The 14,950-nt window shown below is 71.4% G+C and carries 15 protein-coding genes; 11 read left to right on the top strand and 4 right to left on the bottom strand.

The genetic code is table 11. The features are described from left to right. Nucleotides 1-14: 14 nt before the first annotated feature. On the bottom strand, nt 15-260 hold the full coding sequence (locus AB0K10_RS26320) for a DUF2530 domain-containing protein (protein WP_363687718.1): 246 nt from the start codon (nt 258-260) through the stop codon (nt 15-17). Nucleotides 261-348: 88 nt separating this feature from the next. Between AB0K10_RS26320 and AB0K10_RS26315 the strand changes: the two genes are divergently transcribed. From AB0K10_RS26315 to AB0K10_RS26300, 4 genes are all read left to right on the top strand, one after another. Beyond that, nucleotides 349-1,827, top strand: coding sequence for an NCS2 family permease (locus tag AB0K10_RS26315; protein WP_363687928.1), 1,479 nt, complete (start codon nt 349-351; stop codon nt 1,825-1,827). A 116-nt stretch (nt 1,828-1,943) separates the two neighbouring features. Then, complete coding sequence (locus AB0K10_RS26310) at nt 1,944-2,393, top strand: MarR family transcriptional regulator (protein WP_363687716.1); 450 nt, start codon at nt 1,944-1,946, stop codon at nt 2,391-2,393. Nucleotides 2,394-2,466: 73 nt separating this feature from the next. Next, on the top strand, nt 2,467-3,750 hold the full coding sequence (locus AB0K10_RS26305) for an MFS transporter (RefSeq protein ID WP_363687714.1): 1,284 nt from the start codon (nt 2,467-2,469) through the stop codon (nt 3,748-3,750). Nucleotides 3,751-3,887: 137 nt separating this feature from the next. After that, nucleotides 3,888-4,397, top strand: a complete 510-nt coding sequence (locus AB0K10_RS26300) for a hypothetical protein (RefSeq protein ID WP_363687712.1) — start codon at nt 3,888-3,890, stop codon at nt 4,395-4,397. 146 nt (nt 4,398-4,543) lie between these two features. Here the strand turns inward: AB0K10_RS26300 and sepH are convergent, their stop codons facing one another. The 3 genes from sepH to AB0K10_RS26285 form a co-directional block, all read right to left on the bottom strand. Then, a complete protein-coding gene (gene sepH / locus AB0K10_RS26295) occupies nt 4,544-5,626 on the bottom strand; it encodes a septation protein SepH (RefSeq protein ID WP_363687710.1) in 1,083 nt (360 codons plus the stop codon). A 185-nt stretch (nt 5,627-5,811) separates the two neighbouring features. Next, nucleotides 5,812-6,939, bottom strand: a complete 1,128-nt coding sequence (serC, locus tag AB0K10_RS26290; RefSeq protein WP_363687708.1) for a phosphoserine transaminase — start codon at nt 6,937-6,939, stop codon at nt 5,812-5,814. 259 nt (nt 6,940-7,198) lie between these two features. After that, a complete protein-coding gene (locus AB0K10_RS26285) occupies nt 7,199-8,305 on the bottom strand; it encodes a citrate synthase 2 (RefSeq protein ID WP_363687706.1) in 1,107 nt (368 codons plus the stop codon). A gap of 193 nt (nt 8,306-8,498) precedes the next feature. Here AB0K10_RS26285 and pdxH point away from each other — a divergent pair, with 193 nt between their 5' ends. The 7 genes from pdxH to AB0K10_RS26250 all read left to right on the top strand — a co-directional run bounded on the left by pdxH (nt 8,499) and on the right by AB0K10_RS26250 (nt 14,662). Continuing rightward, nucleotides 8,499-9,215 (top strand): pyridoxamine 5'-phosphate oxidase, encoded by a 717-nt coding sequence (gene pdxH / locus AB0K10_RS26280; protein WP_363687704.1) that lies wholly within the window; start codon nt 8,499-8,501, stop codon nt 9,213-9,215. Further along, a complete protein-coding gene (locus tag AB0K10_RS26275) occupies nt 9,212-10,510 on the top strand; it encodes an MFS transporter (RefSeq protein WP_363687702.1) in 1,299 nt (432 codons plus the stop codon). The genes pdxH and AB0K10_RS26275 overlap by 4 nt, the downstream gene beginning before the upstream one ends. Before the next feature lie 18 nt (nt 10,511-10,528). Further along, complete coding sequence (locus AB0K10_RS26270; protein WP_363687700.1) at nt 10,529-11,458, top strand: aldose 1-epimerase family protein; 930 nt, start codon at nt 10,529-10,531, stop codon at nt 11,456-11,458. Beyond that, on the top strand, nt 11,458-12,060 hold the full coding sequence (locus tag AB0K10_RS26265) for a nitroreductase family protein (RefSeq protein ID WP_363687698.1): 603 nt from the start codon (nt 11,458-11,460) through the stop codon (nt 12,058-12,060). The genes AB0K10_RS26270 and AB0K10_RS26265 overlap by 1 nt, the downstream gene beginning before the upstream one ends. Nucleotides 12,061-12,248: 188 nt before the next feature. Next, on the top strand, nt 12,249-12,554 hold the full coding sequence (locus tag AB0K10_RS26260; protein ID WP_089002310.1) for a type II toxin-antitoxin system VapB family antitoxin: 306 nt from the start codon (nt 12,249-12,251) through the stop codon (nt 12,552-12,554). 35 nt (nt 12,555-12,589) lie between these two features. Continuing rightward, nucleotides 12,590-13,750, top strand: a complete 1,161-nt coding sequence (locus AB0K10_RS26255; RefSeq protein WP_363687696.1) for an acyl-CoA dehydrogenase family protein — start codon at nt 12,590-12,592, stop codon at nt 13,748-13,750. A 99-nt stretch (nt 13,751-13,849) separates the two neighbouring features. Beyond that, nucleotides 13,850-14,662, top strand: coding sequence for a DUF4230 domain-containing protein (locus AB0K10_RS26250; RefSeq protein ID WP_363687694.1), 813 nt, complete (start codon nt 13,850-13,852; stop codon nt 14,660-14,662). The last annotated feature ends 288 nt before the right edge of the window (nt 14,663-14,950 follow it).

The raw sequence follows: 14,950 nt of genomic DNA, 5'->3' as shown, positions 1-14,950 counted from the left end.
GTGGCCGGGTGCGCTCAGTTCGCGCGGCGGCGGCGTCGGTTGGCGTCGTGACGCAGCATGACGGCGAGGCCGGGGAACCCCCACAGGAAGCCGGCCAGGCAGGTCCAGAGCCAGTTCTCGTGATCGTGCTCGGTCAGCCAGCCCCGGAAGAAGACCAGCAGCACCAGTCCGACGACCGCCCAGGCGATCAGCCCGGCGACGGCGAACGGCACCATCGGCGGGTCCAGCGGCGCGGGGCGCGGTGGCTGGTCTTTCGGCATCGGGCAAGCGTACGCGATCCGCTTCCCCTGCCCGCCGGTGATCTGGGACGATGCGCGCGACAACCGGAAGATCACCTGCGAGGACCTGATGGCAGTAGCGCCGCCCGAGAACGGCACACCTCCCGACCCCGCTCACCCGCGTAACGGCTTCGACCGGTTCTTCGAGATCTCCGCCCGCGGCTCGACGTTGAGCCGTGAGGTACGCGGTGGCCTGGCGACCTTCTTCACGATGGCGTACATCGTGGTGCTCAATCCATTGATCCTGGGCGGCGCCGTCGACGGTGACGGCAAGTCCCTCCCGATTCCGGCACTGGCCGCGGCGACCGCGCTGGTCGCCGGCCTGATGACCATCCTGATGGGTGTGGTCGGCCGGTTCCCGCTGGCGCTCGCCGCCGGCCTGGGCGTCAACGCCCTGGTGGCGTACGAGATCGCTCCCGAGATGACCTGGGCCGACGCGATGGGCCTGGTGGTGATCGAAGGTGTGATCATCGCCGTGCTGGTGCTCACCGGCCTGCGTACCGCGGTGTTCCGCGCGGTGCCGACACAGATGAAGACGGCGATCGGCGTCGGCATCGGCCTCTTCCTGACCATCATCGGTCTGGTGGACGCGGGTTTCGTCCGACGGATCCCGGACGTCGCGAACACCACAGTGCCGGTGGGTCTGGGCATCGGCGGCAAGCTGGTGAGCTGGCCGCTGCTGGTCTTCGTGGTGGGCCTGCTGCTCACGCTGGTGCTGGTGGTCCGCCGGGTGAAGGGGGCGATCCTGATCGGGATCCTGACCTCCACCGTGTTGGCGGTCATCGTCGAGGCGGTCGCCAACATCGGCCCGTCGTTCGTCGACGGGAAGCCCAACCCGAAGGGCTGGGCGCTGAACGTGCCCGAGCTGCCCAAGACGGTGGTGGACGTGCCGGACCTGTCGCTACTCGGCAAGTTCAACGTGCTCGACTCGTGGGGCCGGGCCGGCTGGGTCGTCGTGCTGATGTTCGTCTTCACCCTATTGATCACGGACTTCTTCGACACGATGGGCACGATGGTGGCGGTCGGCCAGGAGGGTGGCCTGCTCGACGAGCGGGGCACCCCGCCGAAGGCCAAGGAGATCCTGCTCGTCGACTCGATCGCGGCGGCGGCCGGCGGTGCGGCGAGCACCTCCAGCAACACGTCGTACATCGAGAGTGCCGCCGGTGTCGGGGAGGGTGCCCGGACCGGTGTGGCCAGCCTGGTCACCGGCGTGCTCTTCCTGCTGGCGATGTTCCTGGCGCCGCTGGTGGTGATCGTGCCGTTCGAGGCGGCGTCGACAGCCCTGGTCGTGGTCGGCTTCCTGATGATGACCGCCGTGCGGACGATCGACTGGTCCGACTACGAGATCGCCATTCCGGCGTTCCTCACCATCGTGCTGATGCCGTTCACGTACTCGATCTCCAACGGGATCGGCGCCGGTCTGATCACCTTCGTGGTGCTGAAGCTGGCCCGGGGTAAGGCCCGGGAAATCCACCCCCTGCTGTACGGGGTGGCAGTGCTCTTCGTGCTGTACTTCCTGCGCGGGCCGATCGAGTCGCTTGTGCTCTGACCTGCCGTCCGGGCGGGGAACCGCGTAGGATTCCCCGCCCGGAACAGCACAAACGTCCCCGTGAGCCTGGTCATAACGGATGTCGTTAGCCAGGCTCATTAGTTAAGCTAACTATCGTGACGGAGCGGACGGTGACGGCGGAACGCGTGCCACCGGCGCAGCTGGCTCCCCAGCTGCGAGATGCGATCACCCGACTCAACCGGCGGGTCCGCCAGGCCCGACCGGTCGGCGACCTCACGGTCACCCAGCTCTCCGCGCTCACCAGCCTGCGGCTGGCGGGCGCGTTGACGCCTCGGGAACTGGCCGATGTCGAACGGGTGCAGCCACCGACGATGACCAAGATCGTCGCGAAGTTGGAGGACCGCGGCCTGGTGCAGCGGACCCCCCATCCGACCGACGGCCGACAGGTCATCCTCGCGGCGACCGAAGGAGGGCAGGCCGTGCTCGACCAGTTCGAGCGGGCCCGCAACGAATGGCTGGCCCGCCGGCTGGCCGAGCTCGACGAGAACGACCGGGAGACCCTGCACAGGGCCGCCGAGATTCTCCAGCAGCTCGCTCGCGCCTGAGCCCGCGCCCGCGCCACTCCGGCCGTGCCGTCACCTGTCGATGACGTGTACGTCCGAAGGAGGCGCACCAAGAGTGCAGGCCAAGCTGAGCACGATGTTCCAGTCCCTACAGGTCCGCAACTACCGGCTCTTCGCGTCCGGGCAGCTGATCAAACTGATCGGCGTCTGGATGATGTTCATCGCCCAGGACTGGCTCGTCCTCGACCTCTCCGACAACTCGGCCACCGCGCTCGGCGTGGTCACCGCGCTGCAGTTCACCCCGGTGCTGCTGCTCACCCTGCTCTCCGGCCGCCTCGCCGACCGGTACGACAAGCGGGTGCTGCTCTTCGCCGCCAACGCCTTCTGGACGGTGCTGGCACTCGGGATGTCCCTGCTGGTGCTCACCGATCTGGTGCAGCTCTGGCACGTGTTCGCGTTCGCCGCCCTGCTCGGCACGGCCAACGCCGTTGAGACCCCGGTCCGCCAGGCGTTCGTCTCCGAACTGGTCGGCACGCCCCTGCTGCCCAACGCCCTGTCGCTGAACGCCGCCGTGTTCAACTCCGCCCGGATCGTCGGCCCGGCGGTCGCCGGCCTGGCCATCGCCGCCTTCGACGTGGGCCCGGTCTTCCTCTTCACGGCCGTCAGCTCCATCGCGCCGCTTGTCAACGTGGTCCGGATGCGGACGAGCGAACTGCAGCGCGACGCGCTCCCACCGCGCGACGAGCGGGCGTCCGCGAAGGTCGTCGACGGGCTGCGGTACGTGTGGCGCCGGCCGGACCTGCTGTTGCCGATGGCGGTGATGTCGGTGATCGGCATGTCGCTGTTCAACTTCCAGCTCACCCTGGCCGCGCTGGCCAAGACGGTCTTCCACACCGGCGCCGCCTCCTTCGGCCTGTTCAGCACCGCCCTCGCCGTCGGCGCGCTGTGCGGTGCGCTCAGCGGCACCGGTCGGCGCAGCCGCCCGTCGGTCTGGTTGGTGCTCGGCGCCGCGATCGCCTGCGCCAGCTTCGGCACCCTGGTCGGCTTCGCGACGACGTACTGGCTGGTCGTCGTGCTGCTCGTGCCCACCGGCTTCTTCATGGTCTTCTTCGCCCAGGCCGCCAACCAGCGCGTCCAGCTCGGGGTGGACGCCGCCTTCCGGGGTCGGGTGATGGCCCTGTGGGTGCTGGTGTTCCTGGGCACCAACCCGGTCGGCGCGCCGCTCATCGGATGGGTCGCCGAGCACTTCGGCGCCGGCGCGAGCATCTGGATGGGCGGGCTGATCTCGCTGGCCACCGCGCTGATCGCCCTCACCTGGCAACTGCGCCGCGCCGGTGCGCGACTGCGCTTCCGGGTGCTGCCCATGCCCCGCTTCTACGTCACCTCCACCGACTGCTGAGCCGCGCGTGGGGCCCCTTCCGACCGGAACGGGGCCCGCGTGCACGGCCGGGAAACGTGCCGAGGTCCGGATCGGCGGATAGCGCGGATGCGGCCAATTCGCTGGCGGGGCGGCACGACGGGGCTTAGCGTCGATATGTGGGAGTCGAACGCGCGCTGATGCTCGCCCTGGCGTTCCTCGCCGTGGCCAGCCTCCCGGCGGCGTTCGCCCTGCTCTTCTGCGCCGACGAGATCATCGACCGCGTGGTCTGCGGCTGGTCCGAGTGGCGCGAGCGCCGGCGGGAGCGCCGCACCATCGCCCGCCTCGACCGGGCCATCGAAGCCGACGCGCTGACCCGCGACATCGACCTCAGCGAGTTCGACCGTGCCGACCGCCGCCCACTGGAACAGCTCGCCGCCGACCTGCGCCGCCTCGGCGGTCAACGGCTCGGCGGCAACGCCCGGTCCATGGTCTGGCACGGCGCGGTGCTCCAGGCGTACGACGACCGACTCCGGCTGGCCTGCCGTGCCCTCGGCATCGCCGAACACCTCGCCGAGCTGACAGGCGTCGACCAGCAGATCGAGCGGATACGCGTGGAGGGCGTGCTGCACGCCGCCGGCCTGACCCTGCCTGCGGCCCGCGCCGGGCACCGGCAACGGCACCGCTGACCGGCCAGAACTCGTGATCCACTCGGGTTCTTGGAAGTCGGGGCTTCTTGTTCGGATCGATGGCCCGGTTACCTGGAAGCCGAGTTGATCACGCAGTGACTGCCGCGTGTCGGCGGTAGCGGTCAGCCGACCGCCGACGTCACGCGTCAGGAGGACTCGCGGGCCGCCGGGCCGGTGCCGAAGAGCACGTCGTCCCAGCTTGGCAGGCGCTTGCGCGGCTTGCCGCTGGCGTCGGTGGACTCGCCACCGGCCGCCGCAGCGGCCGTACCGGTCCGCCGGGGCCGCAGCACCGCCAGCGACGGCACGGCCGGGACCTCCTTGGGCGCGTCCGAGTCGTCGTCGAAGGCCGAGCCCTGGCCGCCGCCCAGCAGCGCGGCAGCACCGCCGCCGACCGGCCGCTGCCGGGGAGAGTCCGACCCGGCCAGAGCAGCCGGGGTACGCGGCTCAAGGCCACGACCCGACGAGCCGCCGAGCGGACGGTCCAGCGAGGCGAGCAGCGCGTCCCGGCCGGCCCGGATCGGATCCCGGCCGGGGCGCGGGTGCTCGGACGCGGCAGGCAACCCGTGCCCACCACGGCTCGGCTCGCCACGCGACGGGCCGGGCAGGCCGTGCCCGGTCCGCTCCGGTGCCGGCTCCTGGCCGAGGATCGGCGTGGGCCGCTCGGCGCACAGGTACTGCGCCATGTCGTCGTGCGGCGTGACCACCTGACGGGCCTTGTCCATGTCCCAGATGGCCTGCGCGGTGGCCTTGCCGGACGGCCAGGTGGCGATGATCCGCCAGGTGCCGTCGTCGCGCCGGTAGGCGTCCCAGGAGATCTTCTCGGTGTCGATGCCGTGCTGGCTCAGCCGGCCGTTGACCACCTCGGCGAGCGGGGTGGGCTTCTCCGCGCCCTTGAGGCGGGTGCGGCGGGCGTGCTGGGCGAGCATCGCCCGCTCCTGCAACACCGGGCCGGCGTAGCGCAGCACCCGGTCGACAGGCACCCCGGCGATCCGGGCGACATCCTCCGCGGACTCACCGGAGCGAATGCGGGCCTGGATGTCCCGAGGAGACAGTGAGGGAATCGGATCGGCCGTGGTCGGTGCCACCGCGAGCGGCGGGGCACCCGGCTCGGGGTGCATCACACCGGCGATGCGTTCGTCGATCGGCAGGGCAAGGAGTCGCCCGACCTCGTCGGCGAGCACCAGGGCCTGGCCGTCCTCGGAGAGGGCGACGAAGCGTACTGGGCGCATAGCGTTGCCTCCGTCCCGCTTCGCTGGCCGCACGCCACGAGTCGGCCACCCAGGCGTCTCGGACCACCGTACGCGCATCTGTCTCGGGGTGGGGGAAGCGACACCCCGCATGTCGCGACTGAGCTGCGGCGATGATCACGGTGGGTGGCCGTCGAAGGTCCGACGGACACCCACCGTGACGATGCTCAGAGGCGCTCGACCACGTAGTCGATCGACGCGGTCAGCGCCTCGACATCGGCCGGCTCGACGGCCGGGAACAGCGCCACGCGCAACTGGTTGCGGCCGAGCTTGCGGTACGGCTCCGTGTCCACGATGCCGTTGGCCCGTAGCGCCTTCGCGATCGCTGTGGCGTCCACGCCGTCGGCGAAGTCGATTGTCGCGACCACATTGGATCGCAGCGCCGGGTCGGTGACGAACGGGGTGGCCACCGTGGACCGCTCCGCCCAGCCGTACACCGTCGCGGCGCTCTCGGCCGTGCGCTTGGCCGCCCAGGCCAGACCGCCCTGCGCGTTCATCCAGTCGGTCTGCTCGGCCGCCAGGAAGATGGTGGCCAGCGCCGGGGTGTTGTACGTCTGCTCCAGCCGCGAGTTGTCGATCGCGGTCACCAGGTCCAGGAAGGCCGGGATGTAGCGCCCCGCCGCCTTGATCTCGGCGGCCCGCTCCAGCGCGGCCGGCGACATCAGGGCCAGCCAGAGGCCGCCGTCGGAACCGAAGCACTTCTGCGGCGCGAAGTAGTAGACGTCGGTCTCGCCGACGTTGACCTCCAGGCCACCGGCGCCCGAGGTGGCGTCGACCAGGAGCAGCGCGTCGTCGTCCGCGCCGGCCACCCGGCTGATCGGCACCGCCACACCTGTCGACGTCTCGTTGTGCGGCGTCGCGTACACGTCCACGCCGGCCTCGGCGACCAGGGTGGGCGCGCTGCCCGCCGCGGCCTTGCGGACGGTCGGCTCACCGAGGAACGGGGCGTCGGAGACCGACTTGGTGAACTTCGCGCCGAACTCGCCGAAGCTGGCGAACTGCGCCCGCTCGCGGACGAGACCGAAGGTGGCGACCTCCCAGAACGCGGTGGTGCCGCCGTTGCCGATCACGACCTCGTAGCCCTCGGGCAGCGAGAAGAACTCGGCGATGCCGGAGCGCAGCCGGGCCACCTGGTCGCGGACCGTCTTCTGCCGGTGCGACGTGCCCAGGTAGCTGGTCGCCACCTCGGCGAGCGCGGACACGGCCGCCGGACGGACCTTGGACGGGCCGCAGCCGAAACGTCCGTCGGCGGGCTTGATCTCGTCGGGAATCCGGATGATCGGTGCGTCAGCCACGGTCTTGAAGGTCCTTCCGCATGGGCGAGGGAGGGCTCGGTGCGGACCGGCGGGCGCGTACGGGGCGCACGGCTGCCGGGATCCGTACCGGCGATCCGGCGACACTGCCGGCCCTCATCCTCGCACCCGGGCCGGGCCGGGGAAGTCGCGGTCCCGAGGGCCGGCCTGAGTCCTTCGCCACATCCCGGTGTCGATGTCCGGGCCGCACAGAAAGGGCCCCTCCTGGACGTGAGTCGCCAGAAGGGGCCCTGCGTGCCGGTCAGACGCCGTGCGGGCTGGCCGCCCAGCCCTCGACGTCGCTGGGCTTGCGGGTGTCCGGGCCGACGTAGCGGGCGGACGGGCGGACCAGTCGCTGCAGACGCTTCTGCTCCAGGATGTGCGCGCTCCAGCCGCCCATCCGGGCGCAGGTGAACATCGACGTGAACATGTGCGCCGGCACCTCGGCGAAGTCCAGGACGACGGCCGACCAGAACTCGACGTTGGTGGCCAGCACCCGGTCCGGGCGGCGGGCCTGCAGCTCGGCGAGGGCGGCCTTCTCCAGCGCCTCGGCGATCTCGAAGCGCGGTGCGCCCAGCTCCTTGGCGGTGCGCCGGAGCACGCGGGCGCGCGGGTCCTCGGCGCGGTAGACCCGGTGGCCGAAGCCCATCAGCCGCTCGCCGCGGTCCAAGACGCCCTTGACGTAGCCCTCCGCGTCGCCGCTGCGCTCCACGGCCTCCAACATGCTGAGCACACGCGACGGCGCGCCGCCGTGCAGCGGCCCGGAGAGAGCGCCGATGCCCGACGAGATGCAGGCCGCGGCGTCTGCCCCGGTGGAGGCGACGATGCGCGCGGTGAAGGTGGAGGCGTTCAGGCCGTGCTCGGCGGCCGAGATGAAGTACGCGTCGACGGCCTTGACGTGCCGCGGGTCCGGCTCGCCCCGCCAGCGCTTCATGAACCGCTCGACGATGGTCTGCGCCTTGTCGATCTCCTTCTGCGGCACCGCGGGCAGGCCGAGGCCACGGGCGGACTGTGCGACGAAGGAGAGCGCGGTCACCGACACCCGGGCGAGGTCTGCCCGGGCCTGCTCGTCGGAGATGTCCAGCAGCTGGCTGAGCCCCCAGTACGGGGCCAGCATCGCGACCGCCGACTGCACGTCGACCCGGATGTCGCCGGAGTGCACAGGCACCGGGAACGGCTCCGCAGGCGGCAGGCCCGGCCCGAACCGGCCGTCGACAAGCAGCGCCCAGACGTTGCCGAACGAGACCTGGCCGATCAGATCCTCGATGTCGACCCCGCGATAGCGCAGCGCGCCACCCTCGCGGTCGGGTTCGGCGATCTCGGTCTCGAAGGCGACGACGCCCTCCAGACCGGGTTTGAAATCGGCCATGTCGCTCTCCTGGATCTGCTCGGTGCGCCTGATCAGCTGAGCCGGCCCGGTCGGCCGAGCGCCTTAGGCGACCCTCAGGGATGTGTTCGGAACATCTTGCCTGCTGCGTAACCGGATACGCGACCCGCTGCGACTGTGCTGCACACGACATCTGAGGACGCGCATTCTCCGCGTCGCTCGGTGAGACTGGGCGATGCGGACTGGCCAGCGCGGGAGGGTGCTGGTCGGGTCGCCGAGGAGGAGTGGGGACGTGACGGGCGACACACCCGGCCCGGCCGCGATGCGTAACGAGTACGCCGCGGACCTGGGCCTGACCGAAGTTGACCTGGCGGCCGACTGGCACACCCAGTTCGACAGCTGGTTCGCCGACGCGGTGGCCTTCGGGCTGCCCGAGCCGAACGCGATGGTGGTGGGCACCGCCGACCCGGCCGGCCGGCCGAGCGGGCGAACGGTGCTGCTGAAGGGGTACGACCCGGAGGGTTTCGTCTTCTTCACCAACCACCTGTCGCGCAAGGGCGTCGAGGCGACCGCCAACCCGTACGCCAGCCTGGTCTTTCCGTGGTTTCCCATGCAGCGTCAGGTGGTGGTCGCCGGGTCGATCGTCCCGGTCGACCAGGCGGTGACCGAGTCGTACTTCGGGAGCCGGCCACGCGGCTCGCAGGTGGGCGCCTGGGCCAGCCCGCAGTCGCAGGTGGTGCCGGACCGGGCCGCGCTGGAGGAGCGCTACCGGGAGGTGGCCGACCGGTACGCCGACGCGGACGTCATCCCGACCCCGCCGCACTGGGGTGGTCTGCGCGTCCGGCCGGACTCGGTGGAGTTCTGGCAGGGTCGGGCCGGCCGGTTGCACGACAGGCTCCGCTTCCGTCGCCTCGACGCGGGCGACTGGATCGTCGAGCGGCTGGCGCCGTGACGGGCGTACAGGAGGCCCGGCCGCGCGGAGCGCGCCGCTGGGCGATCGACGTCCGCCCGCTGGGCGTTCCGGCGTACCGGCGACTGTGGCTCGGCAACACCGTGGCGATGTTCGGCTTCCAGTTCACCGCCGTAGCCGTGCCGGTGGAGATGTACGCGCTGACCCGGGACTCGTTCTGGGTGGGCCTGCTGGGTGTGGCTGCGTTCGTACCCCTGCTGATTTTCGGGCTCTGGGGTGGCGCGGTGGCCGACGCCCGCGACCGCCGGGCGGTGCTGCTCGGCGGGTCATTGTTGCTTTGGGCATCCACCCTCGGGCTGCTGGTCCAGGCGCTGCTGAACGTGGGCAGCCCGGTGCTGTTGCTGGTGTTGATGGCGGTGCAGTCGGTGGCCTTCGCGATCACCTCGCCGGCCCGCAGCGCCATGCTGCCCCGGCTGGTGCCGGACGACCTCGTCCCGGCCGCCAGCACCCTGAACTACACGACCTTCACCGCCGCCTCGGTCGCCGGCCCGCTCGCCGCCGGCCTGATCCTCTCCGCCTCGCCGGACACCAGCGTCGTCCTGCCGATCGCCTACGGCGTGGACGCGGTGCTGTTCACCGCGATGCTCTGGGCTGCGCTGCGGCTGCCCGCCCTCCCGCCCGAGCCGACCGCCGACGGCCAGGCCCGACGTGCCGGCCTGGCCAGCGTGATCGACGGATTCCGGTACCTCGCCACCACGCCGGTGCTGCTGCTCTCGTTCGGCGTGGACCTGATCGCGATGATCCTGGCCATGCCGAGGGCGCTGTTCCCGGAGATCGCCCACGAGCGGTTCGGCGGCGGCGGCTCGGTCGGCCTGCTCTACAGCGCCATCGCGATCGGCTCCATGATCGGCGGACTGACCTCCGGCTGGATCGGTCGGCTCCGCCGGCAGGGGGTCGGCCTGGTGGTCGCGGTGATCGGCTGGGGCCTGGCGATCGCCGCCGCCGGGTTGGCCCACCAGCTCTGGCTGATGGTCCTGCTGCTCGCCGTGGCCGGCGCAGCCGACCTGGTGAGCGCCGTACTGCGCCAGTCCATGCTGTTGGTGTACGCGCCGGACCGCATGCGCGGTCGGCTCCAGGGCGTCAACACGGTGGTGGTGGCCGGCGGGCCGCGCCTGGGTGACCTGCGGGCCGGCACCATGGCCGCCGGTTTCGGCGGTGGGGTGGCCTGGGTCGCCGGTGGGCTCGCCTCGGCGGTGCTCGTGGTGGTGCTCGCGGTCGCCTTCCCGGCGCTGCTGCGCTACCGGGCCACGGCGGCGTCGAGCGGCGACAGGCCGTGACCGGTTAGGGTCGCCGACATGGAAAGCCCCGACCAGCGCCCCTTCTCCGGCGCACAGTGGACCATCGCCGCCGCGGGCCACGAGGCCGTCATCGTGGAGGTGGGCGGCGGGCTGCGGACGTACCGGCACGACGGCGTCGACCTGCTCGACGGGTACCGCGCCGACGAGGTCTGCCCCGGCTGCGCCGGGCAGGTGCTCGCGCCCTGGCCGAACCGGATCCGCGACGGCCGCTACCCGTTCGCCGACCGGACGCACCAGCTCGCGCTGACCGAGCCGGAGCGGCACGTCGCCATCCACGGGCTGGTCAACTGGGTGCCGTGGCGGCTGCTGGAGCAGTCCGAGGACGCGGTGACCCTCGGCTACGACCTGCCGCCGCAGCCCGGCTACGAGTGGCCGCTGCGACTGGTCAGCCGGTGGAGCGTGAGCGCGGACGGCCTGCGTGCCGAGCACGAGGTGACGAACATCGGCGCCGAGGTGGCCCCGTTCGGCTTCTCCGTGCACCCGTACCTGCAACTGCCGGGTGTCGCGGTGGACGACCTGGTCATGCGGCTGCCGGCGCGTACCCGTGTGCTGGTGGACGGTCGGCTGCTCCCGGTCGGGGCGACCCCGGTGGCGGGCACCGAGTACGACTGGACCAGCCCGCGTCGGATCGGCGACGCCGAGCTGGACGCCTGCTTCGGCGAGGTGATCCGCGACGCCGACGGCGGTTCCTCGGTGAGCCTGGCCGCGCCGGACTCCTCGTCCGGGGTGAGCATCTGGGCGGACGCGGAGTTCGGCTGGTGGCAGGTGTTCACCGGGGACGCGCTCACCGGCGAGCGGCACCGGCGCTCGGTGGCGATCGAGCCGATGACCTGCCCCCCGGACGCGTTCCGTTCGGGCAAGGACCTGCTCACCCTCAAGCCCGGCACGACCTGGCGGGGTGCCTGGGGCATCCGTCCCGGAGCCTGATGGAGTTCGCCGAGGTCGTCCGCCGTCGGCGGATGGTGCGCAACTACGACCCGGACCGACAGGTCCCGCCCGACGTGGTGGATCGGCTGCTCGACCACGCCGTCCGCGCCCCGTCGGCCGGGTTCGCCCAGGGCTGGGGCTTCCTGGTGCTGGAGGAGGCGGCCGACCGGGAACTGTTCTGGGCCGCCACCACACCCGAGGGCGGGGGTCGGGAGCGCTGGCTGGCGGGAATGCGCCGGGCGCCGCTCATCGTGGTGCCGCACGCCAACGAGTCCGCCTACCTGCGGCGGTACGCGGAGCCGGACAAGGGTTGGACGGACCGGTCGACCGACCGCTGGCCGGTGCCCTACTGGCACGTGGACACCGGCTTCGCCGCGCTGCTGATGCTCCTCACCGCCGTGGACGAGGGGCTGGGGGCGTGCTTCTTCGGGATTCCGCCGCAACGGTTGGCCGCGTACCGGGACGCGTTCGGCGTGCCGGAGGAGTACCAGCCCATCGGGGCCGTCACAATCGGTTACCGCGCACCGGACCATCGGTCACCGTCGCTGCGCCGGGGGCGGCGCGGCATGGACGAGGTGGTACGGCGCGGACGGTGGAGTTGAGTGGGCCGTCCCGATCGTCCGGCTCGAGGATCGGACGAGCGGTAGCGAAACTGACATCGGGGAGCAGAACGACTCGTGCGCTGGGCGGCTAGGCTGGCACGGTCATCGGTGCCGCGCCACGCGGTGCCCGCCGCGGCCCGGCTCGGCGTCGTCGGTCGGCCCGGCCACGGGGAGGGGAGCGTGCCGTCGTGATCTTCAGAGCGGTCCGGGACGGGCGTCCCTACCCGGAGCACAACCTGACGCTCAAGCAGTGGGCGGAGATTCCGCCCCGTCCGCTGCGCCTGGATCAGTTGATCACCACCAAGCGCGAGTTGGCGCTCGACAAGCTCCTCGCCGAGGACTCGACCTTCTACGGCGACCTCTTTCCGCACGTGGTCCAGTGGAACGGTGGGCTCTACCTGGAGGACGGGCTGCACCGCGCCCTGCGCGCCGCCCTGCAGCAGCGCAACCAGATCCACGCCCGCGTGCTGGTGCTCAGCGGACCGATCGAGTGAAGCGACGCTGGCTGAGGCTTCGTTAAGGTGACGGCATGACTGCCCTCGATCTGCTCGACCTGGACCCGTCGCTGAGCGCGGAGGAGCGGCAGATCCGCGACGTCGTCCGCCAGCTCGTCGACGACCGGGTCCGCCCGCACGTCGCCGACTGGTACGAGGAGGGCCGCGTGCCGGCCCGCGAGCTGGCCCGGGAGTTCGGCAAACTCGGTCTGCTCGGCATGCACCTGACCGGCTACGGCTGCGCCGGCGCCTCCGCCGTCGCGTACGGGCTGGCCTGCCAGGAGTTGGAGGCCGGTGACTCCGGGCTTCGCTCGCTGGTCTCGGTCCAGGGCTCACTGGCGATGTACGCCATCTGGCGTTACGGCAGCGAGGAGCAGAAGCAGCGCTGGCTGCCGGCGATGGCCACCGGCGAGGCGATCGGCTGCTTCGGCCTTACCGAGCCCGACCACGGCTCCGACCCGGCGTCCATGACCACCCGCGCCCGCCGCGACGGCGACGACTGGATCCTCACCGGCGCCAAGATGTGGATCACCAACGCGCCGATCGCCGACGTGGCAGTCATCTGGGCGCGCACCGACGAGGGCGTACGCGGGTTCGCCGTACCCATGGACACGCCCGGCGTCACGGCCCGCGAGATCGGCCGCAAGATGTCCCTGCGCGCGTCGGTGACCGGCGAGATCGTGCTCGACGATGTCCGGCTCCCGGCCGACGCCCAACTTCCCGAGGCGGTCGGGCTCAAGGCGCCGTTGAGCTGCCTCACCGAGGCCCGGTACGGCATCGTCTGGGGCTCGCTCGGCGCGGCACGGGACTGCCTGGAGACCGCCCTGGCGTACGCCACCAGCCGCACCCAGTTCGGTCGGCCGCTGGCCGGGTTCCAACTCACCCAGGCCAAGCTCGCCGACATGGCCGTCGAACTGGTCAAGGGCCAACTGCTCGCGCTGCACCTCGGCCGGCTCGCCGACGCCGGCCGACTCCGCCCCGAGCAGGTGAGCGTGGGCAAGCTGAACAACGTGCGGGAGGCCCTGGCCATCGCCCGGCAGTGCCGCACCATCCTCGGCGCCAACGGCGTCTCCGGGGAGTACCCGGTGATGCGGCACGCGAACAACCTGGAGAGCGTGCTGACGTACGAGGGCACGTCCGAGATCCACCAGCTCGTCGTCGGGCAGCGGCTCACCGGGCTTTCCGCGTTCGCCTGACCTGCCCGTTTACGCATTCCGGCCGCTCGACGCGCGGCTGTCGTACGGGGGCCGTACCGTCATTGGTAGACGACGTGTCTGACGAGGACGGTGAGTGTGATGGCCCGCGAAGCTGGCATCAACGAGCCCACGAGGGAGTTCCCCGGTTACCCGACCGGCGACGACCTCAAGGAGCGCTCGGCGGCGACACCCGACCCGATGACGGACACACCCGGTGGCACCGGCGGCCCCCCGAGCGATGGGGTCGGCGGAGCCGGTGGGGGCGGTGGTGGCGGTGCGGCCCGTGGGCTGCTCCTGCTGCTCGGTGCCGCCGCGCTGGCCGTGGTGGTGCTGCTCGGCGTGCAGGCGACCGGGTTCCTGCCCGATTTCCGTAACCCGTTCGCCAAGGAGCAGACCGACCGCAGCCAGCCGCCGCTGCTGAAGTCGATCCAGGACCTCAGCCGCTACGTGGCCGCCGAAGGCAACTTCCAGGTCGTGGTCGACACCCAGAACGACAGGAAAAATGTCCCGGACTTCCTGCTCAACGAACGCACCCTGTTCGTCGGGGCCGGCAGCGTCGAGGCGTACGTCGACTTCACCAAGATCGGTGAGGGCGCCATCGTGCAGTCCGCCGACGGCAAGTCGGTCGAGATCAAGCTGCCCGCGCCGCAGCTCGGCGATACCAACCTCGACATGGAGAAGAGCTACGTCTTCGCCGAGAAGCGCGGCCTGCTCAACCGGCTCGGCGACCTGGTCGGCAACGACCCCAACCGGCAGCAGCAGGTCTACCAGCTGGCCGAGGAACGGATCACCGCCGCCGCCCGGGACAGCGGGCTCTCCGCCCGGGCCGAGGAGAACACCCGCAAGATGCTGGAGGGGCTGCTGCGCTCGCTGGGCTTCCAGCAGGTCACGGTCACCTACACCGCACCCTGACCCCGGCACCCCCCACCTCCGCTGTACCGCGGAAGCGCCCGCCCCGACGACCGTCGGGGCGGGCGCAATCGTTTCGCGACCCTCAGCTCCGTCTCGCGGCCCCTGAGCTCCGCTGCCCGTCCCCGTGCGTGCCGGTGCCGCGCAACGACTCGCGCGCCTTCCCATTTGCAGACCTTGGACAGTTTCCGTTAACAGGGCGGGCTCAACTGGTGGTTGCAACACTCAGGAGCTGGGTCATCTTCTCACCTGGGGTGGCCCAGCCCAGGGTCATACGGGGGCGGTCGTTGA

Source organism: Micromonospora sp. NPDC049274, from assembly GCF_040678875.1.
GTDB lineage: Bacteria > Actinomycetota > Actinomycetes > Mycobacteriales > Micromonosporaceae > Micromonospora.
Note: the sequence above shows the minus strand (reverse complement) of the source record. Positions and strands in the feature narration are given on the sequence as shown.